Here is a 25,663-nt window from a genome sequence, read left to right on the forward strand (position 1 = left end):
TTCAGTCATCGCCCTTGGCTACTTTGCTGACAGCGCTCTGCCAGCCTTGCGAAATGGAGCGGCCCGCAGGCCGGTCATGCAGCTTCGTCATCGAAGGTACAGGATCAGCCTGCGGGCCGTGAAGCGGGTCAAAAGTCATGCCAGCAGGCCTCCCGCGGGAGGCCTGGCTGCCATCAACCCTTCTTCTGGGCCTTGGCCCAGCCGTCCTTCAGGCTGACGGTGCGGTTGAAGACCAGTGCACCATCGACGCAGTCATGGCGGTCGGCGACGAAGTAACCGATACGCTCGAACTGGTAACGCGTTTCCGGCGCGGCATTGCGCAGGCTCGGCTCACCGAAGCCCTTGACGATGCTCAGCGAGTTCGGATTGAGGTGCTCAAGGAAGTCGACATCCTTGTCACGGTCCGGCTCGGCTTCCAGGAACAGGTTCTCGTACTGACGCACCTCGACCGGCACCGCGTGCTCGGCGCTGACCCAGTGGATGACACCCTTGACCTTGCGGCCTTCCGGGTTCTTGCCGAGGGTATCGAGGTCGACACTGCAACGCAGCTCGACGATCTCGCCGGCCTCATCCTTGATCACTTCATCACAGCGGATGACGTAACCGTTGCGCAGACGCACTTCCTTCTCGGGCGCGAGGCGGAAGAACTTCTTCGGCGCATCCTCCATGAAGTCGTCGGCATCGATCCACAGCTCACGGGTCAGCGGAATCTGGCGCATGCCCATGTCGTCACGTGCCGGATGACCGGGCACCTCGAAGACTTCCTCGTGACCTTCCGGCAGGTTGGTCAGCACCACCTTGAGCGGATTGAGCACGCACATGGCCCGCAGCGCGTTGTCTTCCAGGTCGGAACGGATGGCATGGTGCAACATGCCGATCTCGACCATGCCGCCATCTGCGCGGCTCACGCCGATCATGTCGCAGAACTTGCGGATGGAAGCCGCGGTGTAGCCACGACGGCGCATGCCGGAGATGGTCGGCATGCGCGGATCATCCCAGCCATCGACGACGCCTTCGTCCACCAGCAGCTTCAGCTTGCGCTTGGAAGTGACGGTGTAGTCCAGGTTCAGGCGTGCAAACTCGATCTGACGCGGCGTGACCGGTACCGGCAGATTGGCCAGGAACCACTCATACAGCGGACGATGGTCCTCGAATTCCAGCGTACAGATGGAATGCGTCACGCCTTCCAGCGCATCGGACTGACCATGCGTGAAATCGTAGGACGGGTAGATCTTCCACTTGTCGCCGGTCTGGTGGTGGCTGGCATGGCGGATACGATAGAGGATCGGATCACGCAGATTGATGTTGGGCGCCGCCATGTCGATACGGGCACGCAGCACCTTCTCGCTCTCGCCGAATTCACCCTTCTTCATGCGTTCGAGCAGATCGAGGTTTTCCTCAGGGCTACGCTCACGGTAAGGGCTCGGGCGACCCGGCTCCTTCAGCGTGCCACGATATTCACGAATCTCGTCCGGCGACAGGTCATCGACATAGGCCTTGCCTTCACGCACCAGGTGCTGGGCCCAGGCATAGAGCTGGTCGAAATAATCGGAAGCGAAGCGCACCTTGCCGGCCCACTCGAAGCCCAACCATTCGACGTCTTCCTTGATGGCGTCGATATAGGCCTGCTCTTCCTTGGCCGGGTTGGTGTCATCGAAGCGCAGGTGACAATCGCCACCGAGCTGCTGCGCCAGACCGAAGTTCAGACAGATCGACTTGGCGTGCCCGATATGCAGGAAGCCATTGGGCTCCGGCGGGAAACGCGTGACAACCTTATCGGCACGGCCGGCCTCGAGTTCTTCGCGGATCTGGTTAAGCACGAAGTTCGGAGCGCTCTGGGTCTCGGTACTCATGAAGTTTCGCTGCACCTCTGTGTGGTTCCTGGGCGTCGTATTGCGGGTCGTCATGTGGTTGAACGAACGTGCGCAAGGACAACAAGACGGATGATCGGGGCTGCATCCACGCGCCTGCCGCCCGCTCAGGCTTTCGTGTCTGGATGCAAAGCCGCTATTATAGCGCGACGCCCGCAGGCGATGCCATGAAGCCGCGCCTGCCTGACACTTGAGCAAGACAGATGACCGGGAAGCCCGAATGATCGTTCTTCACACCAACTACGGCGATATCACCCTCGAACTCAACCACGAGAAGGCCCCGAAGACCGCGGCCAACTTCGAGCAGTACGTGCGTGAAGGCCACTACAGCAATGTCCTTTTCCACCGCGTCATTCCGGGTTTCATGGTTCAGGGCGGTGGCTTTGACACCGACTTCAACCAGAAGCCGACCAATGGCGTGATCGAGAACGAAGCCGACAACGGCCTCAAGAACGATCGCGGCACCGTGGCCATGGCTCGCACCATGGACCCGCACTCCGCCAGCGCCCAATTCTTCATCAACGTCAATGACAACGACTTCCTGAACTTCACCAGCAAGACCAGCCAGGGCTGGGGTTACTGCGTGTTCGGCAAGGTCGTCGAAGGCATGGACGTGGTCGAGAAGATCGAAGCGGTCAAGACCACCCGTCGCGACGGCCACGCCGACGTGCCGGCAGAAGACGTGATCATCACCAGCGCTGAAATCACCGAATAAGCGATTTCGCCTGATCACGCCGCAAGGCGTGCCTGCCGCCCGGCCTTGCCTCGTGATCGCGAGCGCCAGGCTGGGCGGTTTGCGTTATGAACTCCCACGGCAGTGCGCCCTTGCGATGCCCTGCTGACCGCCCACCTTCGCGGACCCCGACCATGAACACGACTGCCACCACTCTCTTCATCTCCGACCTGCACCTGCAACCCGACACGCCCGAGATCGCCCAGGGCTTCCTCGACTATCTGACACGCCTGGCAACCTGCCAGCCTGCCGTCGAACGTCTGTTCCTGCTGGGTGACATCTTCGAGGTCTGGGTCGGCGATGACTATCGCAACGACTTCACCGACAGCATGAGCGCTGCGCTCAAGCGCATCGCCGAGCGCGGCACCGCGATCTTCTTCATGCATGGCAATCGCGACTTCCTGGTCGGCGAGACCTTCGCCGCCGAGGCCGGCGTGACCCTGCTCCCCGATCCGAGCGTGATCGAGCTCGATGGTGAGCGTGTACTGCTGATGCATGGCGACAGCATGTGCACCCGCGATGAGGCCTACATGAAGTTCCGCGCCATGACCCGCGACCCGCAGTGGCAGGCACAGATTCTGGCCATGCCGCTGGAGCAGCGCCTGGCGCTGGCCCAGTCACTGCGCATGCAGTCCGGCGAGACCAACAGCGAGAAGGACGAGGCGATCATGGACGTCACGCCTGAGGAAGTGGTGCGCGAGATGCGTGAGCACGACGTGCGCACGCTGATCCATGGCCATACGCATCGCCCGGCGGTGCATGAACTCGAGATCGATGGCGAGCCGGCGCGCCGCATCGTGCTCGGCGACTGGCGCCCGACTCAGGCCTTCGACATCATCGCCCGTGGCCAGGGGCCGGAGCTGCGTGAATTTGCACTGCCGCTGGTCGATGCGATCACCCACGGCTGATCGCTCAGCGCGCACCAAAAAGCCCCGCTGCCGGTCACGGCAGCGGGGCTTTTTGCTCACACTCTCACAGCGTCAAGCGTTTCGTTCAGGCCGGTGACGACGCCTTGCGGCGCGCACGCCCTTCGGCAATCTCCACCAGCTGATGCCAGCCCAGTACCGCGGGGGCGTCGGCGCTCGGCAACTCTTCCAGCAACACCTTCAGACGCTGACACCGCTCGGCATCATGGGCATCGACCAGACGCAGCCAGGTGGCAAGCCCCATGGCTTCATGATGGGTGTTTTCCTGCTCGATGGAGTAGGACAGGCCCTGCTCGATCAGGGAGCGTACCTTCTCCAGCGGCAGTCCCTGAGCACTGCGCAGGCTCGCGACCAGATAGCTGACTTCTGACAGGTAGAAGGAATTGCGCTCCTGGGCGACCAGCAGCACCTTCTCCATGTATTCCTCGGCGGCAGCGTGCTCGTCCAGCGCCATCACGGCGTCCATGTACCAGAGGTTGGGGCGCTGATGACGCTCGCGACCGGTCAGCTCGGCGAACTCGTTCATGCTCGACTGCAGCATGGACAGGCCATCGCGGTCGCCGTTCATCGCCCGCGCCCAGCCCAGCACGCCATGCGCGGCCATGTGCCACAGGTGAAGGTCCGCTGAGCGCGTCACTTCCAGGGCCCGTTCGGCGCGCTGGGTCGCCAGATGGGTGTGACCCAGCTGACGATACAGGGAGGTGGAGAACATCAGCGCCATCGCCAGCGAACCGGGCTGGCCGATCTGCTCGGCCATGCGAATCGCCGCCTCGGCCTGCTGCTCGGCCTTCACGTAGTCGCAGCGCAGGCACGATGTCCAGCTCTGCAGACAGGAAGCCGCGACCTGCGGGTGATCGCTGAACGGCAACCATTCGAGCACCATCGGGTGATTGACCGGATCGATCTCATCCAGGTGCTCGCCCGCCACACGCACGCGACCGGCCCAGAACTCGCAGTGGGCACGCGCATAGTCGGCCAGACGACGATAGCGATCATCGGAAAGCTCTTCCGCCAGCTCGCTGAGGCCCGAGGCCAGCGCGAAGGCATCGGCATGGGCATGACGCTCGCTGCAGCCGACCCACAGGCCCCATTTGACGATGAAGGCCTGCTCGAGGTCCGGCTCGTCGTCCTCGACCAGCGCAGGGCTGCTGAGCAGGTTGCGTGCCTGCACGAAGCTCTCGTGGGCAATGCGTGAGCCATGGCCTTCCAGCGCGAAACCGGACTGGCCACGTACCGTCAGCAGGCTGACCTCGCGCTCTTCCTGGCCCTCGACATGCTTGAGGCAGGCCAGACCGTTGTCCGCCATCTTGAGCGCGGTGCGGTTAGCGCTGATCTTGAGCGCCTCACGCGCCGAGAGCTCGAAGTAACGCGCGGCACGGCTGAAGTTCTGCGACTTGCGCAGATGAACAGCGAAGTAGCCGGGGTGACGACTGATCCAGGCGGGATACTTGTCCTCGATCAGCGCGACCACCTGATGGTGAATCCGGCGTCGCACATCCCGCGGACACGACAGATAGGCCGCTTCCTGGATCAGCTGATGGGTAAACTGGTAGTCGAATTCACTGTCGCTGCTGCAGGCCTCGATGATCTCCAGGCGCTGCATGTTCTCGATGGCGCGCTTGAGCCGCCCCTCCTCGAACTCACAGCTCTGGCGCACGAAGCTCAGCTTGAAGACACGCCCCAAGACCGCGGCGGCGTGGGCGACATCGCGCCCTTCTTCCAGCTGGTCGATGCGACTGGAGAGCAGACCGATCAGGCCCTTGGGCAACTCGTCGAGCTGCACCGGACGCCCTTCGCGGCGGTCCATGTCGAGACGACGGCAGATTTCCTGCAGGTAGAGCGGCACGCCATCGCAGCGCTCGATGAGCTGGCTGCGCATGCGCGGACTCAAGTGCAGGCGATAGCGACGTGACAGGTGCGACAGCAGGCGCGAGACCTGCATCGGATCGAGGCGACCCAGCGCGATGTGCTGGTCCCAGTTGAGCTTGACCGCCAGACTGTCGCGGCCGTTGTGGCTCGCGGCCAGCATGAAGCCGATGTTGATCGGCAGACGCGCCTGCAGGCCAGCCAGCACCTTGAGCGACGGCTCATCGAGCCACTGCAGGTCATCGATCATCATCACCAGCGGACGCAGGCTGGCTGACTTCTCGATCACCAGATGCAGTACGCGCACGACGCGTTCGACCGTCTCGCTGGACTGGATCAGCACTTCGTCTTCCGCAGTATCTTCCGCCGTGCCGAGCACCGCGTGGAAGGAGCGACGCACTTCCTCGCTGATGCCCTGCAGCGCCTCGGAGGACTCGAAGAGCTGCTCGACACTTTCACGATCGATATTGCCGTCCAGACGCCAGCGGATCAGCGCCGTCACGACACTGTAGGGCTCCAGCTGCGAGAGACGCGTGGTCGGCATCCAGCACAGCCCCACATCCTGACTCTGCTCCAGCTGACGGAAATTGACCATCAGGGCCGACTTGCCCATGCCGGAGTTGCCACTGACCAGCACGCTCTGGCGCAGGCCGATGCTGGCGCGGGCCAGCGCATCGCGCAGACGACGCAGCTCGCCCTCGCGACCGATCAAGGTCGGCAGTGAAGATTCACGGGTGCCGACACTGCTGCCCAGCACCAGCGCACGCAGACGCACGCGACCATCAGCGGCCAACAGGCGCGAGGTCAAGCGGGGTTGCAGGTCCAGTGCCGGCGGCATGTGTTGACTGGCTTCCTGGGAGATCACCAGCTCGCTGCCTTCGGCGGCGGTCATCAACTCGAGGGAATATTGCGTGACCTGACCCAGCGGGTCGGCCAGCTGACGCTCCGGCAGGTAGATGACCTGACCGGAGTGCAGGCCCGCTGACAGCGAGAAGGCCGGCGGCTTGCCTTCGCCGTCCCACAGCTTGGCGATCTCATCGGGGATCGCCTTGCTGCAGTGCTCATAGAGCGCGACCAGCTCGGCGAGCTGATGCGCCGGGCCGTGGGTGCCGAAACATGCCAGACCCACGCCTCCCGTGGCGCCCGGCAGCCAGAAGCCGCCCAGGTGATGGCACTGCTGCTCCAGCCAGCGCAACAGCTCGATCTGCAGCGTCAGGCAGGCACGTGCCCAGACGCGGTCACGATGACTGTCCTTGACGCTCAGGCGAATGGCCATGACCGACAGCTGACGGTGATCGATTTCCTCTTCGCGCAGCGGCGCGCTGTCCAATGACAGGGTCCGTGAGATGGCGCCCTGCGGCGTCATGGCACTCATGGTCTCGCTCTTGCCATCAGACCAGTAGCGAGCCAGCTGCAGGAAGCCGGGGTCCGGCTGCTGACCGGATAGCGCCAGCTGCTGCAGGAAGGCATTGAACTGCTCGTGGGCCGCGGCCGACTGCCCGCCTTCGGCCAGCTGACGCACAAGGCGCTCATGGAAGGGGCCGTAACCGGAGAAGCGGCTGACCAGCGTGCGCAGCACGTCATCGGGCAGTGGTTCGTCCGTGGCCAGCACCCGCTCGGCGAACTGGATGACGCGCTGACGCCACTCGCCACGCACCTTGATCATCCAGCGCTGGAAGTCCGGGCACTGGGTCAAGGAGAGCTCCTCGACCAGATCGCCGCGATACAGGGTGAGAATCTCTCCCAGGGTGGCGACTGAGGGCGGGGCCAGCAGCAGGCCGTTGAGCTCGTCGAGATCAAGCTCCCAATGCTCCGGCACTGACAGCGCGATGGTCTGGCGCGACACCGTCAACAGGTTGTCGGCCTCTTCGCCGAGACTCTGACGCAGACAATGCAAGGCGTGGCGAAGGTTGGTCCGTCCGGAGGACAGCCCCTGATCCGGCCAGAGCAACTCCGCCAACCCGGCACGGGAGACGGCCTGATCATGCAGCAGCAGATGCAGAAGTAGCGCCTTGACCTTGTCGTAGCTGAACTGAGTCAGCGTGTCATCACCCAACGTCAGCTGGAAATGTCCCAGCAGTGCCAGTTGAGCTTGACCAGATGTTTCCTGCGTCATGTGTCATCCATTTCAAAGTCGCGAACGAAACGCCAGCCCTGCCACGGCGCCGGTGATCCCCTGTCCTTGATCCTTGCCTTAGTCTCTCGTGCCTTGATCCATCGCGTCCCGACCCACCCTGGCCGAGGCGCGCGCTGCCCGTCGTGCGCTCGGCTGACCACTGTGGAAGCGGAAGACAGCGTCGGGGGTTTCGATCAGCTCTCGTTCCACTTCACGTAGCACCGCGAGACGGGGTTCCAGTGGTTCATTGGTGTATTGCTCTGCCAACATGAGGTAATCCTCATAGTGACGTCCTTCTGACTTAACCAAAGTGCGATAGAACTTTGCAAGCTCTGGTTCCAGATACGGGATGAGGCGCGCGAAGCGCTCACACGACCTTGCCTCTATCAGGGCGCCGATCAGCAGGATGTCCACCAGGCGTTGCGGGTCTTCGTCCCTGACCTGCTGGCGCAGGCCTTCGGCATAGCGCGAGGCCTTGATATGCCGATAGACGATGCCCCGCTTCTCCATCAGCCCGACTACCTGCTCGAAGTGCAGCAGCTCCTCGCGCGCCAGCTGTGACATCTTGGTCAACAACAGTGGCCGGTTCACGTAGCGGTACATCAGGCTCATGGCGGTGGAGGCGGCTTTCTTCTCGCACTGCGCATGGTCGATCAGCAGCAGTTCCGGATTCTCAAGCGCCGCCTCGACCCAGCTCAGGGGCGTCCTGCAGGGCAGAAAGGCCAGCAGCGACGCCGGCAGCAAGGCATCGGTATCTTCATCATTTGGCCCTTGCGGCGCTGCGATCACGCGTGGCTCAGCCTCACTCTCGCCATACTGTTCAGCATGGGCATCATCATGCTGCCTGCTCTGCTCAGGCGCAATCACATTGCGCTCGGTCACGTCGTTCATTGAATTCATCATCACGTCAGTCTTTTGTCTCGCTCGCTTGCGTCTGCTGCTGACTGACAGGAGACACCTCAACGACGGAGCTCATCTCATTATCGGCACGCTTTGCCGCTTCCACCATGATTTCATCGTTTATCTGGGCAAAAAGCCGTTCGGGCTCAAGTTCTCGCGCATGGTCCAGTGGCGCGATGCCATACGCTGACAGGTCCTTGATGCGGGTACGCCCGACGCGCAGCAGCTCAACGGCGCGTGACAGCGCCGATTGATCGGCACGGAAACGGATGCGATGGCGGGTCAGCTGCTCGGCCAGCATGGCGTCATCAGCGACACGCAGCCAGCGGGCGGCGACCTGACTGCGCAGCTCGTCCAGTGCCAGCATGCGCTCGGCGCGCTGGTCACTGTCATAGCCGAACCAGGCGAGGATCTCATGATCATGACGCTGGCAGCCGCGACAGACGCTATCGCCGACCGTAGTGGAACAGACACCTACGCAAGGAGAAAGAATACGGCTCATGTGGCCCTCGGGGGAGGCGGAAAGTGTGATTCGGGGTAACACCATCATACCGTGCGCACCTGAGAGCCGACAGCATCGCGCCGTCAGTGCCGAAAGGACCTCGCGTCAACACCGCGCTGGACGTCATCAGCGCGTCATCAGCGTTGCCGCATAGTGTTTGCTCAGCGTGATTTCCTGACAATCAGATGAAATATCAGAATGTTATGTCGCAATGGGCGACCAAAGTCTCAGCCCCCGCCATTGGGCGCTCCTTAACATTGTCGACAAAGTTGAGTAGACTCGCATTCGCCCCGTAGCGCCTGATTCGCTCGCAATAAGACGCTTGAATTACCCGCAAGAAGCCTCGAGGTGCCCCGCCCTGCGTCTTCAAGACGACTGGCCCGCGCATTTCGACACGATTACAGATGAGGGTCTCCCACGTGCTTGAAGCCTACCGTCAACAGGTTGAAGAACGCGCCCAGCAGGGCATCCCGGCAAAGCCGCTGACTGCCGAGCAGACCGCCGAGCTGGTCGAACTGCTCAAGAATCCGCAGGCCGGTGAAGAAGAGTTCATCCTCGATCTGTTCACCAATCGCATTCCCCCGGGCGTTGATGAAGCCGCTTACGTCAAGGCTGGCTTCCTGACCGCCATCGTACGTGGCGAAGCCGCTTCTCCGCTGATCGACAAGACACATGCCGTCAAGCTGCTCGGCACCATGCAGGGCGGCTACAACATCGCCACGCTGGTCGAGCTGCTGGACGATGAAAGCCTGGCCAAGGAAGCCGGCGAACAGCTCAAGCACACCCTGCTGATGTTCGACGCCTTCCACGATGTCGCTGACCGCGCCAAGGCCGGCAACGCCGTCGCCCAGGCCGTGCTGCAGTCCTGGGCCGACGCCGAATGGTTCCTGTCCAAGCCGGCGCTGGCCGAGAAGATCTCGCTGGCCGTCTTCAAGGTGCCGGGCGAGACCAACACCGATGACCTGTCTCCGGCGCCTGACGCCTGGTCACGTCCGGACATCCCGCTGCACGCCAACGCGATGCTCAAGAACCCGCGTGAAGGCATCAACCCGCAGGAAGATGGCGTCGTCGGCCCGCTGGCCCAGATCGAGGAAGTGAAGGCCAAGGGCTTCCCGGTCGCCTACGTCGGTGACGTGGTCGGTACCGGTTCTTCCCGCAAGTCCGCCACCAACTCCGTGCTGTGGTTCTTCGGCGATGACATCCCGTTCGTGCCCAACAAGCGCGCCGGCGGCTTCTGCATCGGCAACAAGATCGCACCGATCTTCTTCAACACCATGGAAGATGCCGGTGCCCTGCCCATTGAGATGGACGTCGAGAAGATGGCCATGGGCGATGTCATCGACATCTACCCGTACGAAGGCAAGGTCTGCCGTCACGACACCGACGAAGTCGTCTCCACCTTCTCTCTCAAGACCCAGGTCCTGCTGGACGAAGTGCGTGCTGGCGGTCGTATCCCGCTGATCATCGGTCGCGGTCTGACCGACAAGGCGCGTACCGAGCTGGGTCTGGAGGCGTCTGACGTCTTCCGCCTGCCGGAGCAGCCGAAGGACACCGGCAAGGGCTTCACCCTCGCACAGAAGATGGTCGGCAAGGCCTGCAACCTGGAAGGCGTGCGTCCGGGCATGTACTGCGAGCCGAAGATGACCACCGTCGGCTCCCAGGACACCACTGGCCCGATGACCCGCGACGAGCTGAAGGATCTGGCATGTCTGGGCTTCCAGGCCGATCTGGTGATGCAGTCCTTCTGCCACACCGCTGCCTACCCGAAGCCGGTCGACGTCGAGACCCACCACACCCTGCCCGACTTCATCATGAACCGCGGCGGCGTTTCCCTGCGTCCGGGCGACGGCATCATCCACTCGTGGCTGAACCGCATGCTGCTGCCAGACACCGTCGGCACCGGTGGTGATTCCCACACCCGCTTCCCGATGGGCATCTCCTTCCCGGCGGGCTCTGGCCTGGTGGCCTTCGCCGCCGCCACTGGCGTGATGCCGCTGGACATGCCGGAATCCATCCTGGTGCGCTTCAAGGGCGAACGTCGTCCGGGCATCACCCTGCGTGACCTGGTCCACGCCATCCCGCTGTACGCCATCAAGCAGGGCCTGCTGACCGTCGACAAGGCCAACAAGAAGAACGCCTTCTCTGGCCGCATTCTGGAAATCGAAGGTCTGGAAGATCTGACGGCCGAACAGGCATTCGAGCTGTCCGACGCCTCTGCGGAGCGTTCCGCCGCCGGTTGTACCATCACACTGTCCGACGAGAGCGTGACCGAGTACCTGACCTCCAACATCACCCTGCTCAAGTGGATGATCGCCAACGGTTACGGCGATGCCCGTACCATCGAGCGCCGTATCGCCGGCATGGAAGAGTGGCTGGCCAACCCGAGCCAGATGCGTGCCGACAAGGACGCGGAATACGCCGAGATCATCGAGATCGACCTCGCCGAGATCGATCAGCCGGTGCTGTGCGCGCCGAACGACCCCGATGATGCCCGTCTGCTGTCCGACGTCGCCGGTCAGAAGATCGACGAAGTCTTCATCGGCTCGTGCATGACTAACATCGGTCACTTCCGCGCGGCAGGCAAGCTGCTCGAGAAGCAGCCGGCCGGCAGCCTGAAGACCAAACTGTGGCTGGCACCGCCGACCAAGATGGACCAGCACCAGCTGACCGAGGAAGGCTACTACGGCATCTACGGCCGTGCCGGCGCGCGCATGGAAATGCCGGGCTGCTCACTGTGCATGGGTAACCAGGCACGTGTGGCTGCCAAGTCCACCGTGGTGTCCACCTCCACGCGCAACTTCCCGAACCGTCTGGGCGACGGCGCCAACGTCTTCCTGGCGTCTGCCGAACTTGCCGCCATCGCGGCCGTGGTCGGTCGTCTGCCGACCGTCGAGGAATACCAGGGCTACATGGGCGAATTCGATGCCATGGCGGGCGAGATCTATCGCTACCTGAACTTCCATGAGATCGAAGAGTTCCAGAACGCCGCCTCCAACGTGATTCCGGTCACCCAGGAAGCCTGATCAGGCGGGGAGTCATGCGCCGCCGCATGACTCCTCTCTGGCATCAGCATTGGCGTCATGCCAACTGGCGTCATGCCAGACAACGAAACGGGCCGCCCCTCAAGGGACGGCCCGTTTTTTCATGCCTGCGACAAGCTCGGTGGGCGCAAGCGCCCTGCCTCAGAACTTGTAGCCGACCGAGGCGGTGAAGGCATCCACCTGATAATCGCTGTCGAAGTCATAGCGCTCGTACTCGGCACGGATCAGGAACGGGTCCAGATTGACCTGGGCACCGGCACCATAGACCGGATCAAAGCCGTCGTTGTCCTTCAGATCGACGCTGGAATTGCCCAGATTGCCATCGACATCGGTTTCCCACTTGGCCATCCCCGCCTTGGCGAACAGCGAGAAGTACTGGCCGATCGGCAGGATACCCACCACGTTGACACCATAGGCCTTGGACTTGAGATCGGTATTGCTGAAGTCATTGCCCTTGAGCTGGACGGTTCCCAGGTCGGTGTAGAAGGCTTCGGTAGCGAAGTACGGATTGTACTGATAGCCCACGAAGGCCTTGTAGACGTTGTCGTCATCGTCGACATCGAAATCATCACTGCCTGATTCGATGAAGTCACCGGCCTCATCGGAATCGTCGTTCTTCAGGCTGGAGAAACCGGTACCGGCACCGATGTAGAGCCCTTCGGCGGTATTGCCTGCCGCCTGAGCGTGGCCACTGAGCGCCAGAGCGAGAGCGGCGAAGGAAACGGTAGCCAACGGGGCGGCCAGAAGACGTGACTTGCTCATGTATTGCTCCTTGATCCAATGGGCGGCACAGGCAGCTGCCGGCCGGACACTGACGGTAAAACGGCGCCTGTCATGGGTTGCAGAAGCATCGTGGTAGATATAGAACAGTGTTTCAAGAGTGGCGTTTTGACTACTTGTCACGTCGCCAGTCAGCAACATGCCCTCGTGTCCTTCCCGCTCCCCCCGCTTGCGCGCGCCCGAGGCCCGCTTAGCCCTTCGCACAGGTGCAAAGCCCTGGCGTATCGGGCATTCTCGACGTTGTGGCATTGCAGCAATCGCCAGCGCTCCGTTCCCAAGCGACCCTCACCGGGCCGCCCAGCACAAGGAATCCGACATGACGCATCCCATCTCCACCCCCGACCTCTGCGATGAGTTCCCCGACGTGCAGGTGCTCGAGCCGCTGTTCATCAACTACGGCGGCGTCGAGTCCTTTGGCGGCGAAGTCGTGACCATCAAGTGCTTCGAGGACAACTCGCTGGTCAAGGAAGCCGTCGCGGAACCCGGCGCAGGCCGCGTACTGGTCGTCGATGCAGGCGGTTCGATGCGTTGCGCCATGCTGGGTGACATGCTCGCCGAGCAGGCCGCCAAGAGTGGCTGGGCCGGTGTCATCATGTATGGCTGCATCCGCGATGTGGACGAGATCCATGCCACCAATCTCGGCGTGCAGGCGCTGGGCTGCTATCCGCGCCCCAGCATCAAGCGCGGAGAAGGTCAGCGCGACATTCCGGTCACCTTCGCCGGTGTCACCATCGTGCCGGGCGACTACCTCTACGCCGACAACAACGGTATCGTCACCTCGAAGGAAGCTTTGATCCGCACCCAGCCGACGCCCTGATCGGTTCCCGACCACCGGTCGAACCGTTCAAGCCCCCAATGAAAACGCCCCCGCAACCGTTCTGGCTGCGGGGGCGTTTTCCTGTCAGTCGTGTCTGTCTCAGCGCACGCTGACCGGTTCTCCTGATGCGGCGTCCTGGCGCTCGGCGACCGCATCATCGGCACGCGCGAAGCGATCCACCACGGCGGCGCAGGCCGCGTCACCGGTGATGTTGAGCGCGGTGCGCGTCATGTCGAAGATACGATCCAGCGCGAACAGCAGCGGCAGGCCCTCGATGGGAATGCCGGCCGCCAGCAGCACGGCAACCACCAGGAAAGACGGCCCCGGCACACCGGCCTGACCGATGGCCCCCAGAGTCGCGGTGAACACGATGGCAGCGTAGGCAGAGAAACCGAGATCGACGTTGAAGACCTGAGCGAAGAACATCGCCACCAGCCCGTAATAGATGGCATTGCCGCTCATGTTGATGGTCGCGCCCAGCGGCAGCACGAAGGCAGAGGTGGCGTTCTTGAGGCCCAGCTCCTTCTCGCAGACTTCCATGTTGACCGGCAGGGTCGCCATGGAGGACGCCGTGGACAGCGCGACGGCCTGCGGCTTCTTCATCGCGGACATGAAGCGACCCAACGGCACGTCAGAGCCGAACTTGACCACCAGCGGGTAGAACACGAAGCCGTAGATGAGAATCGCGCCCATGTAGACGAGGAACAGCTTCATCACCAGCGTCAGTACATCGAAGCCGAAGGTGCCGACAGCGTCCGCCATCAGGCCGAAGACGCCGATCGGCGCGATCAGCATCACCACGTTGATCATCCACACGAAGGCCTCGATGACGGTGTTCAGACCTTCGATCAGTGGCTTGCCACGCTCACCGGTCTTGGACAGACCAATGCCGAGGAACAGGCAGAACACCAGAATCTGCAGAATGTTGGCATCGGTGAGTGCACCGAAGATGTTGGTCGGCACCATGCCCAGAATGGTATCCATCACGCCCGGTACGCTGCCCTTGTCGGCGTAGGCGTTGGAGAACATGCCCTTGGCGCTTTCCAGGTCCACTCCGCTGCCCGGCTGGAAGACATGCCCCATCACCAATGCCAGCATCACGGCCACGGCGGAGGTCAGCATGAAGAAGGCGAAGGTGGAGAGACCGATCTTGCCGGCAGAAGGGCTGTCGCCCAGATTGGCGGCTCCCGACACGATGGAGACCGCGATAAGCGGCACGACCAGCATCTTGATCAGGTGAATGAACAGCTCACCCAGTGGCGCGAACATCGAGGCGTCTTCGCCCATGTAAGCGCCTACACCAGCGCCCAGTATCATGGCGATGACTACCTGGACGCCGATGTTCTTCCATAAAGACTGTTTCACGTTACGACTACCTTGGATTGTGTCTGAAAGGTCGGTTGTTGCGTGCCACCGCATTGCTGGCTACCGGTGAGGCCTGCCGTCATGGCCACCATGGATATTGTGGTCAGCGGGGTGGCTGGGATTATAAATGACTGCCTTTTCCACACGAGGCAGGATGATCATCATTTAGTCGCGGATTCGAGATCATTTTGTTGCTATTTGTTACGAACTGACATGTATCTGCCGGCTTCTACACCATTGGTCTAATGCCTGAACTGACCAATCATTCAAGTTTCAAGCGCGAAACGAAAAGCGCCCACCGCACGTTGAGTGCGATGGGCGCCCTGAGTGACAACCACCCTCTGCGCCTCAGCGCGTCAGGTCACCGTCGTGGAAAGCCTGGGTTACACCAGCTCCTTGTCCGCCAGCATGAACCAGGTTTCCAGCACGGAATCCGGGTTGAGGGAGACGCTGTCGATGCCCTCTTCCATCAACCACTTGGCCAGCTCCGGATGGTCTGACGGGCCCTGGCCACAGATGCCGACGTACTTGCCCTGCGCCTTGCAGGCACGGATCGCCATCGACATCAGCTGCTTGACCGCCGGATTACGCTCATCGAAGAGGTGAGCGACGATACCGGAGTCGCGATCCAGCCCCAGGGTCAGCTGGGTCAGGTCGTTGGAGCCGATGGAGAAACCATCGAAGTGCTCGAGGAACTGATCCGCCAGCAGCGCATTGGTCGGCAACTCGCACATCATGATGACGCGCAGGCCGTTCTCGCCACGTACCAGACCATTCTCGCCCAGTAGCTTGATGACCTGCTCCGCCTCGCCGGTGGTACGCACGAAGGGCACCATGATCTCGACGTTGGTCAGCCCCATCTCGTCACGCACGCGCTTGAGGGCACGGCATTCCAGATCGAAGCAGTCGCGGAAGGTGTCGGACACGTAGCGCGAGGCGCCACGGAAGCCCAGCATCGGATTCTCTTCGCCCGGCTCGTACATCTTGCCGCCGATCAGGTTCTCGTACTCGTTGGACTTGAAGTCCGACATGCGCACGATGACCTTCTGCGGGTGGAAGGCAGCCGCCAGGGTGGAGATGCCCTCGACCAGCTTGTCGACATAGAAGTCGACCGGACTTGCGTAGCCGGCGGTGCGCGCATCGATGGTCTGCTGCAGGTCGATGGGCAGGGTGGCGTAGTCGAGCAGCGCCTTGGGGTGCACGCCGATCATGCGGTTGATGATGAACTCGAGACGTGCCAGACCCACGCCGGCATTCGGCAGACGCGAGAAGCTGAAGGCACGGTCCGGGTTGCCGACGTTCATCATGATCTTGAACGGAATCTCCGGCATCTCGTTGACGCTGGTGACAGTGCGATCGAAGTTGAGGATGCCGTCATAGACATGACCGGTATCGCCTTCGGCGCAGGAGACCGTCACTTCACGGCCTTCGGCGAGCACCGAGGTCGCGTCGCCACAGCCGACCACGGCCGGAATGCCCAGCTCACGCGCGATGATCGCCGCGTGGCAGGTACGGCCGCCACGGTTGGTGACGATGGCGGAAGCGCGCTTCATGACCGGCTCCCAGTCCGGGTCGGTCATGTCGGTGACCAGCACGTCGCCGACCTGGACCTTGTCCATCTGCTCCGGGTTGTCGATCACGCGTACCGCGCCCTGGCCGATACGCTGGCCGATGGCACGCCCGGTGACCAGAGTGCGGCCCTTCTCGCGTAGCTGGAAGCGCTCGAGGTTGCCGCCCTCTTCCTGGCTGACGACCGTTTCCGGGCGCGCCTGGACGATGTAGAGCTTGCCGTCGTCACCATCACGCGCCCACTCGATGTCCATCGGGCGCTGGTAGTGCTTCTCGATGATCATGGCCTGGCGCGCCAGAGCCTCGACATCGGCATCGCTGATGCAGAAACGATGACGGTCCGGCACCGGCACGTCGACGGTCGCCACGGAACGCCCGGCGCTGGTGTCGTCGGTGTAGACCATCTTGATCAGCTTGGAGCCCAGGTTGCGGCGCAGTACCGCCGGACGGCCGGCAGCCAGCGTGGTCTTGTGGACGTAGAACTCGTCAGGATTGACCGCGCCCTGCACCACGGTCTCGCCCAGCCCCCAGGAGCCGGTGACGAAGACGGCGTCGCGGTAGCCGGATTCGGTGTCCAGGGTGAACATCACGCCGGAAGCGGCCGTCTCGGAGCGCACCATCTTCTGCACGCCGGCAGACAGCGCGACCAGAGAGTGATCGAAGCCCTTGTGCACGCGGTAGGAAATGGCGCGGTCGTTGAACAGTGACGCGAACACCTCGTGAACCGCACGCTTGATGTTGTCGAAACCTTCGATGTTGAGGAAGGTTTCCTGCTGACCGGCGAAGGAGGCGTCCGGCAGGTCTTCCGCGGTGGCGGAAGAACGCACGGCGACCTTCAGGTTCGGGTGTCTGGCCTGAAGCTCGGCATAGGCCCGTTCCATCTCGGCCTCGAAGGCCGGCGGCAGCGGCGTGTCGATGATCCACTGACGAATCTCGGCACCGACGCGCGCCAGTTCGACCACGTCGTCCACATCGAGGGCATCGAGGGCAGCATTGATACGCTTGTCGAGGCCTTCGTGGGCCAGAAACTCGCGATAGGCATAGGAGGTAGTCGCAAAGCCGCCGGGCACGGTGACACCGGCATCGGCCAGATTGGAGATCATCTCACCGAGCGAGGCGTTCTTGCCGCCAACGCGATCAACATCGTTCATGCCGAGCTGATCGAAATCGACGACGTATTCGGATGTGGCTTGCTGTGACAAGGGAACCCCCTGGTACCAATGGATGGAAACGAATGACCGATGGAGGACGATGAACCGCCTTCCGTTCAGCAATGACGCCACCCTAACAAGCTCTCTCTAGTATTAGCCATTGGTCTAACCGGCTAGTCAGTGGAGGAGGACTACAACCCTGAGCCTGTTTCAGGCGTTCTGTCGCCATCGTCGGCGAACATGTCGACAAGCCAGAAACGGCCGCTACAGGAATGTAGTCATGAGGCGCATTGGTAGAGAACGGGAACACGGGATTTCTCATATCGCGCCACTGGCCCTGTGCCGGATATTGCAAGCTCGACAGTGAACGCCGACACTTGGGGTCTTCACGGGGCAACAGCCTGAGCGGGCTGGTGTCTTCGATTCGTTCTTCACGAGTGCCCGTCATGACCCGAACCGCCTTCTTCATTTCCGATGGCACCGGCATCACCGCCGAGACACTGGGGCGCAGTCTGCTGGCCCAGTTCGAGAACACCGACATCCGCATGGTGACCAAGCCCTACATCGATTCGGCCGAAAAGGCGACAGCACTGGTCAAGGCCATCGAGAGCGCGCATGCCAACGACGGCGAGCGCCCGATCATCATCGACACCATCGTCGACCAGAACATCCGTGACATCATCTCCGAATCCTCCGGCTTCAAGGTCGACATCTTCTCGACCTTCCTCAAGCCGCTGGAAGAAGAACTGGATACCCACTCTTCCTACAGTGTCGGCAAGACCCACTCCATCGGGCAGGACGACGTCTACATGAATCGCATCGATTCGGTGCATTTCGCCCTCGACAACGATGATGGCGCGCGCACGCATCAATACGACAAGGCCGACGTCATCCTCATCGGCGTCTCACGCTGCGGCAAGACGCCGACCTCGCTGTATCTGGCGCTGCAGTTCGGTATCCGCGCGGCCAACTACCCGCTGACCGAGGATGATCTGGACGAGTCCGGCACCCTCAAGATGCCGGCGTCGCTGGCACCTTACCGCCACAAGCTGTTCGGGCTGACCATCGACCCGCGCCGCCTGGCCGCCATCCGCACCGAGCGTCGCCCCAACAGTCGCTACTGCTCGATCGATCAGTGTCTGCAGGAAGTCGAGCAGACCGAGGCACTCTTCCGCCGCTCCAAGGTGCCCTACATCGACACCACGCGTTTCTCGATCGAGGAGATCTCGACACGCATGATCGCCGAGACCGGCCTGGCACGCCGCTTCTCACCGCGCTGACCCCGACGTCAGATCATCAAGAGTCGCTCACGGCAACACACGTCGACCACGTCTCGACACATCGACCACAACAACACCGCTACTCACCCAGGAAACCCTCCCATGTTCAACACCAACCACTACTTCGACGGCCAGGTGGCCTCCATCGCCTTCCAGAGCGCTGACCTTCCTGCCACGATCGGCGTGATGGCCATCGGCGAATTCGTGTTCTCCACCAGCCAACGCGAATACATGACGCTGATCAGCGGCGATATGCAGGTACTGCTGCCGGGCGCGGAAGAGTGGTACCAGCTCGCCGCCGGCGAAAGCTTCATCGTCGAAGCCAACCAGAGCTTCGAGGTGCGCACCACGGTCGAGTCCGCCTATCTGTGCAAGTACGAAGACGCCTAAGGCACTGGGAAAAAACCGCCTAAGGCACTGGGAAACGAAGCCCAAGGCACTGAAAGCCTGACATGAAAAAAGCCGCCGTCCCCTCTCGGGCACGGCGGCTTTTTTCATCACGACGACTGCCTCTCGCTACCCGGCTCAGGCGCGTCGCCTGAGTACCGAACGCAGCGCCAGATAGCTGATGCCGCCCATCAACAGGTAGCTTGTCGCCACCCCGGCAAAGATGCCGATCACGCCATACAGGGTACCGCCCAGCCAGGCCAGCGGCACCAGCAAGGCAAACAGACGCACCAGCGAGAGTGTCATCGCGCGGCGCGGCTTGTGCAGCGCATTGAGACTGGAATTGGCGAGAATGATCACGCCCTGGGCCCCGAGGGCGGCGGGTATCAGCCACAGATAGGTGCTGACCAGCGCCGCGACCTCCTCACTCTCGGCGAAACGCGCCGCGATCCACTCACCGCCAAGCCCCAGCCCCAGCCAGACGACCAGCTGCCAGACGAAAATGAAGGCCAGCACGCCGTGGATGGCGCGCCACACGCGCTGCTGCTGCCCGGCGCCGTCGTTCTGACTGATGAAGGGCGACAGCGTCATGGACAGCGCCAGCACCAGAATCAGCGCCAGCGACTCGATGCGCGAACCGATACCGTAAGCCGCCACCGCCGCGTGTCCATGCTGACTGACGATACGCGTGACCAGCGCAGTGGCAATCGGCGTCATCACGCTGGTCAGCGCGGCAGGCAGACCGATCGCCCCGACCTCGCGCCATGACGTCACCAGCCGCGTCACGCTCAGGTGACGGAAATCGAGCCGCGCGCGCAGCAGTGGCAATGCCAGCAAGCCCAGCGTCATCGCCAGCCACGACAGCACCGTGGCCAGCGCCGCGCCCGCAACCCCCATGCCCTGCCAGTCACCGATGCCGAAGATCAGCAGCGGGTCGAGCAGCGCATTGAGCACTCCCGCCGCCGCCATCACCAACGAGGGGACCAGCGTATTGCCCTCGGCGCGCAGCACGCTGCCCAGCACACGCGGCAGCAACACGAAGGGCGCGCCGAAATACCACACCTGCATATAGTCGCGGATATGCGGCATCAAGGTGTCATCGGCCCCCAGCAGCCCGAACAGTGGTTCAATGCTGGCAAGCCCCAGCACCAGCATCACCAGCCCCAGCAGCAGCCCCAGCAGACTGGCATCCGTGGTACGCGCCTTGACCGTCTCGAACTCGCCGCGCCCGAGCCTGCGCCCCACCACGGCGGTGGTGCCGATGGACAGGCCGATGGCGATGCTGATGACGGCAAAGGTCACCGGAAAGGTGAAGGTGACCGCCGCCAGCTCCGCAGTGCCCAGCTGGGCAATGAACCAGGCGTCCACCAGATTGAACAGCATCATGGTGACGATGCCGCCGATCACCGGTCCCGTCATGCGGGCAAGCGTCGAGGCAATCGGGTCACGCAGCAGGTCACGCGTACCACGCCGAGACGAGGCACGCTTGGGGGTGGCAGGGGTATCAGGGTCAGACATACAGGCTCCGGACAGAAAACGACCCCGACCGGCGAGGCGCCAGCGGGGTCGAACAGTGTAAAGCATCAGCGTGTCAGATGAGGGGCAACGCCGGATCGCATCGAGCATTCCCACGCTGCATCAGTTGCCCTGCATGAAGGGCGAGACGACCTCTCCCCCCGACTCACGCCAGGCCGCGAAGCCGCCACCCAGATGGGCGACCGGCCCGAAACCCATGTCCTTGAGCGACTTGGTAGCCAGTGCCGAGCGCAGCCCACCAGCGCAGAACAGCACATAGCGGCCTTCGCGCGCGAAGTCGGCGCGGTGATAGGGTGAGGCCGGGTCGACCCAGAACTCCAGCATACCGCGCGGCGCATGGATGGCACCGGGAATGCGCCCTTCCCGCTCCAGCTCCCGCACATCGCGGATATCCACCAGCGTCAGGGGCGTACCGCCGGCGCGCGCCGCTTCCAGCGCCTCGCGCAGCTCACGGGGCGACAGGGTCTCGATCTCCGCCTCGGCGGCTGCCACCAGCTCACTGACCGGTCGAATCATGGGGTGCTCTCCTTGCAGATGATGTTGTGCTCGGGGGCATGTCAGCGGCTGGCTGAGTGATAGCTCACGCATCGGCCTCGCCGCAGCGATAGAAGCGCTGGATGCTCGAGAAATCGAGGCGTCCTGCACCCTGGGCAGCATGCTGGACGAAAAGATTGCGCGCCTGGGAGCCCATTGGCACCGCCGATTTCGAGCCCAGCGCCATTTCCCAGGCAAGTCCCAGGTCCTTGGTCATGAGGTCCACCAGGAAGCCGCCCTGATAATCATTGGAAGCCGGTGCGGCTTCCATCACGCCAGGCCAGGGGTTGTAGACGTTGAGTGCCCAGTTTCCGCCGGAGGACTGCTTCATCACCTCCGAGAGCACGGCCGGGTCCAGTCCGTTCTTGACCCCCAGCGCCAATGCCTCGGCGGTGCCACTCATCAGGATGCCCAGCAGCATGTTGTTGCAGATCTTGGCGACCTGACCGCTACCGGCCGGGCCGGCATGGAACAGATTCTTGCCCATCACTTCCAGCAGCGGCACGGCACGCGCATAGCCTTCATCCGGCCCCCCGACGATGAAGCTCAAGGTTCCCGCACGCGCCCCGCCGACACCACCGGACACCGGAGCATCCATGAAGGTGATGCCACGCTCGTCGGCATGGCGTGCGACCAGACGTGCATCATCCGGCGCGATGGTCGAGGCGTCGATCACCAGTACCGAGGCGTCGAGCGCAGCCAGGAGGCCACCCGCGCCGTCTTCCTTGTCACCCAGATAGAGCTTTCGCACGTGCTGACCGGCCGGCAGCATGCTGATCAACACCTCGACACCTTCGACGATCTCTCCGGGAGATGCCGCGCGGGTAGCGCCCGCCTCGACCAGCTCGTTCATGGCCGACTCGACCAGATCGAAGACCCTTACCGCATGGCCAGCCTTGACCAGATTGAGCGCCATGGGCCCGCCCATGTTGCCGAGTCCGATGAAACCGATGGATGTCATGGCAATGCTTCCTTGTGTACAGATTCTTGTTGTCATTGGCGTCCGGCGGCAAGTCTGAGCCTGCTACCGGTGCTGAAAAGCGCGTTCAAAGATCCATCAGCGGATGCTCATCCTCTTCCCACAGCGGCGCGAAGAAGCCGTCGATGTATTCCTCGGAGACCTGAGCGATCGAGGCATAGGCCCACTGCGGCTGCTTGTCCTTGTCGATCAGCAGGGCGCGCACCCCTTCGGCAAGCTCGGTGCCCATGCAGCAGCGCACGGAAAGCGTCAGCTCGTCGCGGAAGGCCTCCGCCAGCGAGGAGTGGCGATGGCGGCCCAGCATGCGAAATACCAGATGCGGTGAGCTGGGGCAGCCGGCCAGCAGACGCTCGCGGTTGGCGTTCAGCCACGCATTGCAGTCACTGCGCGCCTGGGGGTCGTCGATGATTCGCTGGCAGGCCTTCAGCACTTCGCGCCCGGCGACCAGCTGCTGAAGGTGATCGAAGAGCGGCAGCACCTGCCCCGGCGGCGCCAGTTCACGGCGCTCGAACTCGCTCAGCACCTGGCTCAGATGACGCGACGGGTGACGGCCGAACTCCCCCTCGCACAGCGCCTGCTTGAGCGCCTCGCGCTGCGCATCGGGAATCAGACGTGTCGCCAGCCCAAGATCCAGCGCATCGCGTGCATTCAGCTGCGCGCCGGTCGCGCCGAGATATTCTCCGATGCCACACGGCAGGCGATTGAGCAGCCAGCTGGCCCCGACATCCGGGTACAGGCCGATGCTGACTTCCGGCATCGCCAATCGTGAGCTTTCGGTGACCACGCGCTCACAACCGCCGGCGAACAGCCCCATGCCGCCGCCCATCACGATGCCGCCGCCCCACACCAGCAGCGGCTTGGGGAAGGTATGCAGCCGGTGATCGAGCCGGTATTCGGCGGTGAAGTAGCGGGTGGCGAAGAAATCATCCAGCGCCTCGAGGGGATCTGCGCCTTCGCTGGCAGGCGCCGTGGTCATCGCCTGATAGAGCGCCACGATATCGCCACCGGCACACAGTGCACGCTCGCCGGCACCTTCCAGCCACACCATGGCGATGCTGCTGTCCAGCTCCCAGGCATCCAGCTGCGCCTCGATGGCCTCGATCATGGCCAGCGACAGCGCATTCAGCGAACGCGGCGCGTTCAGGCGCATGATGCCCAGCTGCTTGCCATCGCGGGCGCGCCGCGTCTCGAACACCACGGGCGCCTCGACATCGGTCGCGGCCTTGGCGGTGACACCTTCTATCTGGCTCATGAGCGCCCTCCTCCCTTCACCTCTTCCTGGTGCGAGACCCACTGCGGTGCGCGTTTCTCGAGGAAGGCGCTGACGCCCTCCTTCTGGTTGGGGTCATCGAACAGCTCGACGAACAGCTCGCGCTCCATGCGCAGGCCATCGCTCATGCCGCGATGGCGTGACGACATGATCAACGCCTTGCAGCGCGCCACCGCACTCGGACTCTGGTTGGCGACGCTCTCGGCGATCGCCAGTGCGCGCTCGAAGCTCTGACCGGTCTCGACTACTTCTTCCGCCAGCCCGATGCGACCGGCGGTCTCGGCATCCACCTGCTCACCACACAGGATCATGCGCTTGGCCCAGCCTTCGCCGACCAGCCACGGCAGATGCTGGGTGCCGCCCGCACACGGCAGCAGTCCCACCTTGGCCTCCGGCAGTGCCAGTTTCGCCTGACGCTCGACGATACGGATGTCGCAGGCCAGCGCGCATTCAAGCCCACCGCCCATCGCGTAGCCGTTGACGGCGGCGATCGTCACGCCCGGGAAGTTGGCCAGGCGCTCGAAGGCCAGCCCGAAGCGGCGCGCCATGGTGGCGGCGACGCCCTTGTCACCATCGGCGAAGGTCTTGAGATCGGCGCCGGCGGAGAAGAACCTGTCGCCCTCACCGGTGATCACCACCGCACTTATGCTGCCATCGCCCTCCAGCTCGTCGAGCAGCTGCTCCAGCTCGATCAAGGACGCTTCCGTCCAGGTGTTGGCCGGCGGGTTGTTGATGGTGACCCGGGCGATATGACGATCCTTCTCGACAACGAGGCATGGCCCTTGACTGGATGACATCATGTAACTCCCTGAAAGATGGTAACCAATGACGAATTGAAGTGGAGGCGGCGTTACGCCAGCGACTCGATCATGCCCGGCGTCAGAAGACGGCGCGAGATGATCAGACGCATGATCTCGTTGGTGCCTTCCAGAATCTGGTGCACACGGGTGTCACGCACCAGCCGCTCCAACGGGTACTCGCGGATATAACCGTAGCCGCCATGCAGCTGAAGTGCCTGATTGCAGACCTCGAAGCCCATGTCGGTGGCGAAGCGCTTGGCCATCGCACAGTGGGCGCTGGCCTCGCCGTCACCCTCATCGAGTTTGAAGGCCGCCAGCCGCACCAGGGTACGCGCCGCGGTCAGTTCGGTGGCCATGTCGGCCAGCTTGAACTGCAGGGCCTGGAACTGGGCCAGCTCACGCCCGAACTGCTTGCGCTCGCCGAGATAATCCCGCGACAGCTCCAGCGCCTTCTGGGCCGCGCCCAGTGAGCAGGTGGCGATGTTGATGCGTCCGCCATCCAGCGCCTTCATCGCGAAGCGGAAGCCCTCGCCCTCCTCACCCAGACGATAGGCCGCCGGGACCCGCACGCGATCGAAGCTCACCAGCCGGGTCGGCTGGCTGTTCCAGCCCATCTTGTCTTCCTTCTTGCCGTAGCTGATGCCGTCTGCATCCGCTGGCACCACGAAGGCCGAGATACCCGCCGCGCCGCTGTCGGGCTCGCCGGTACGCGCCATCACCACCAGCACGTCCGTGGCACCGGCACCGGAGATGAACATCTTGGAGCCACTCAGGTAGTAGTCATCGCCCTCACGCTCGGCGCGGGTCCGCAGGCTGGCAGCGTCACTGCCGCTGCCCGGCTCGGTCAGGCAATAGGAGCCAAGCTTGTCGCCCGCTACCATCGCCGGCACCCACTGCTCGCGGCAGCTGTCCGTGGCGAAACTGGCGATCATCCAGCCCACCATGTTGTGGATGGTGATGTAGGCGGTGGTCGAGATGCAGCCGGTGGCCAGCTGCTCGAGAATGATGGAGCTGTCCAGACGCGGCAGGCCAAGGCCGCCATGCTCCTCGGGGACATAGAGCCCCATGAAGCCCGCCTCACCCGCCTTCTTCAGCGTCTCGATGGGGAAATGGGCCGTGGCGTCCCACTCAGCGGCATGCGGGGCAAGCTCGGCATCCGCGAAGGCACGCGCCCCCTCCTGGAGGGCACGCTGGTCATCGGTCAGAGAAAAGTTCATGCAGCTGCCTCCTGTTGTCCTTA

19 protein-coding genes are annotated in these 25,663 nt (G+C 63.0%); 6 read left to right on the plus strand and 13 right to left on the minus strand.

What is annotated here, in order from left to right; all coding sequences use genetic code 11:
* Positions 1-173: 173 nt before the first annotated feature.
* Positions 174-1,853, minus strand: coding sequence for a glutamine--tRNA ligase/YqeY domain fusion protein (locus tag F8A90_RS12525; protein ID WP_166018746.1), 1,680 nt, complete (start codon positions 1,851-1,853; stop codon positions 174-176).
* Between the two features lie 238 nt (positions 1,854-2,091).
* Between F8A90_RS12525 and F8A90_RS12530 the strand changes: the two genes are divergently transcribed.
* Positions 2,092-2,586, plus strand: a complete 495-nt coding sequence (locus F8A90_RS12530; RefSeq protein WP_043331309.1) for a peptidylprolyl isomerase — start codon at positions 2,092-2,094, stop codon at positions 2,584-2,586.
* A 152-nt stretch (positions 2,587-2,738) separates the two neighbouring features.
* A complete protein-coding gene (locus F8A90_RS12535) occupies positions 2,739-3,512 on the plus strand; it encodes a UDP-2,3-diacylglucosamine diphosphatase (RefSeq protein ID WP_200017353.1) in 774 nt (257 codons plus the stop codon).
* Positions 3,513-3,597: 85 nt separating this feature from the next.
* Here the strand turns inward: F8A90_RS12535 and F8A90_RS12540 are convergent, their stop codons facing one another.
* From F8A90_RS12540 to F8A90_RS12550, 3 genes are all read right to left on the minus strand, one after another.
* Positions 3,598-7,512 carry an AAA family ATPase gene (locus tag F8A90_RS12540; RefSeq protein ID WP_200017354.1) on the minus strand — a complete coding sequence of 1,305 codons (3,915 nt, stop codon included), beginning with the start codon at positions 7,510-7,512 and terminating at the stop codon, positions 3,598-3,600.
* Positions 7,513-7,590: 78 nt separating this feature from the next.
* Positions 7,591-8,403, minus strand: coding sequence for a tRNA-(ms[2]io[6]A)-hydroxylase (locus tag F8A90_RS12545; protein ID WP_200017355.1), 813 nt, complete (start codon positions 8,401-8,403; stop codon positions 7,591-7,593).
* Between the two features lie 16 nt (positions 8,404-8,419).
* Positions 8,420-8,914, minus strand: coding sequence for a DUF1289 domain-containing protein (locus F8A90_RS12550; protein WP_200017356.1), 495 nt, complete (start codon positions 8,912-8,914; stop codon positions 8,420-8,422).
* A gap of 419 nt (positions 8,915-9,333) precedes the next feature.
* On the opposite strand from F8A90_RS12550, the gene acnB reads away from it, so the two are divergent.
* A complete protein-coding gene (gene acnB / locus F8A90_RS12555; protein WP_200020021.1) occupies positions 9,334-11,937 on the plus strand; it encodes a bifunctional aconitate hydratase 2/2-methylisocitrate dehydratase in 2,604 nt (867 codons plus the stop codon).
* 159 nt (positions 11,938-12,096) lie between these two features.
* Here the strand turns inward: acnB and F8A90_RS12560 are convergent, their stop codons facing one another.
* The gene (locus F8A90_RS12560) at positions 12,097-12,717 is read right to left on the minus strand and encodes a porin family protein (protein ID WP_200017357.1); all 621 of its coding nucleotides are present in this window, start codon (positions 12,715-12,717) and stop codon (positions 12,097-12,099) included.
* A gap of 334 nt (positions 12,718-13,051) precedes the next feature.
* Between F8A90_RS12560 and rraA the strand changes: the two genes are divergently transcribed.
* Positions 13,052-13,552, plus strand: a complete 501-nt coding sequence (rraA, locus tag F8A90_RS12565; RefSeq protein ID WP_200017358.1) for a ribonuclease E activity regulator RraA — start codon at positions 13,052-13,054, stop codon at positions 13,550-13,552.
* Positions 13,553-13,651: 99 nt separating this feature from the next.
* On the opposite strand, the gene F8A90_RS12570 is transcribed toward rraA, so the two are convergent.
* Together F8A90_RS12570 and ppsA are read right to left on the minus strand one after the other, a co-directional pair.
* On the minus strand, positions 13,652-14,917 hold the full coding sequence (locus F8A90_RS12570) for a dicarboxylate/amino acid:cation symporter (protein ID WP_200017359.1): 1,266 nt from the start codon (positions 14,915-14,917) through the stop codon (positions 13,652-13,654).
* Between the two features lie 383 nt (positions 14,918-15,300).
* A complete protein-coding gene (gene ppsA, locus F8A90_RS12575; RefSeq protein WP_267906746.1) occupies positions 15,301-17,688 on the minus strand; it encodes a phosphoenolpyruvate synthase in 2,388 nt (795 codons plus the stop codon).
* A gap of 395 nt (positions 17,689-18,083) precedes the next feature.
* On the opposite strand from ppsA, the gene ppsR reads away from it, so the two are divergent.
* Together ppsR and ppnP are read left to right on the plus strand one after the other, a co-directional pair.
* On the plus strand, positions 18,084-18,917 hold the full coding sequence (gene ppsR / locus F8A90_RS12580) for a posphoenolpyruvate synthetase regulatory kinase/phosphorylase PpsR (protein WP_166018754.1): 834 nt from the start codon (positions 18,084-18,086) through the stop codon (positions 18,915-18,917).
* A gap of 102 nt (positions 18,918-19,019) precedes the next feature.
* Positions 19,020-19,307, plus strand: coding sequence for a pyrimidine/purine nucleoside phosphorylase (ppnP, locus tag F8A90_RS12585; RefSeq protein WP_200017360.1), 288 nt, complete (start codon positions 19,020-19,022; stop codon positions 19,305-19,307).
* Positions 19,308-19,442: 135 nt separating this feature from the next.
* Here ppnP and F8A90_RS12590 read toward each other — a convergent pair whose 3' ends face one another.
* The 6 genes from F8A90_RS12590 to F8A90_RS12615 all read right to left on the minus strand — a co-directional run bounded on the left by F8A90_RS12590 (position 19,443) and on the right by F8A90_RS12615 (position 25,640).
* Positions 19,443-20,822 (minus strand): MATE family efflux transporter, encoded by a 1,380-nt coding sequence (locus F8A90_RS12590; protein WP_200017361.1) that lies wholly within the window; start codon positions 20,820-20,822, stop codon positions 19,443-19,445.
* A 120-nt stretch (positions 20,823-20,942) separates the two neighbouring features.
* Positions 20,943-21,356 (minus strand): rhodanese-like domain-containing protein, encoded by a 414-nt coding sequence (locus F8A90_RS12595; RefSeq protein ID WP_166018757.1) that lies wholly within the window; start codon positions 21,354-21,356, stop codon positions 20,943-20,945.
* Between the two features lie 64 nt (positions 21,357-21,420).
* Positions 21,421-22,335 (minus strand): 3-hydroxyisobutyrate dehydrogenase, encoded by a 915-nt coding sequence (gene mmsB / locus F8A90_RS12600; RefSeq protein ID WP_200017362.1) that lies wholly within the window; start codon positions 22,333-22,335, stop codon positions 21,421-21,423.
* An 85-nt stretch (positions 22,336-22,420) separates the two neighbouring features.
* The gene (locus tag F8A90_RS12605) at positions 22,421-23,605 is read right to left on the minus strand and encodes an enoyl-CoA hydratase/isomerase family protein (protein WP_200017363.1); all 1,185 of its coding nucleotides are present in this window, start codon (positions 23,603-23,605) and stop codon (positions 22,421-22,423) included.
* A complete protein-coding gene (locus F8A90_RS12610) occupies positions 23,602-24,420 on the minus strand; it encodes an enoyl-CoA hydratase (RefSeq protein ID WP_200017364.1) in 819 nt (272 codons plus the stop codon). Before F8A90_RS12610 ends, F8A90_RS12605 begins: the two co-directional genes overlap by 4 nt.
* A 53-nt stretch (positions 24,421-24,473) precedes the next feature.
* Complete coding sequence (locus F8A90_RS12615; RefSeq protein ID WP_200017365.1) at positions 24,474-25,640, minus strand: acyl-CoA dehydrogenase family protein; 1,167 nt, start codon at positions 25,638-25,640, stop codon at positions 24,474-24,476.
* Positions 25,641-25,663: the final 23 nt, after the last annotated feature.

The sequence above is a fragment of the Cobetia sp. cqz5-12 genome, from assembly GCF_016495405.1.
Lineage (GTDB): Bacteria > Pseudomonadota > Gammaproteobacteria > Pseudomonadales > Halomonadaceae > Cobetia.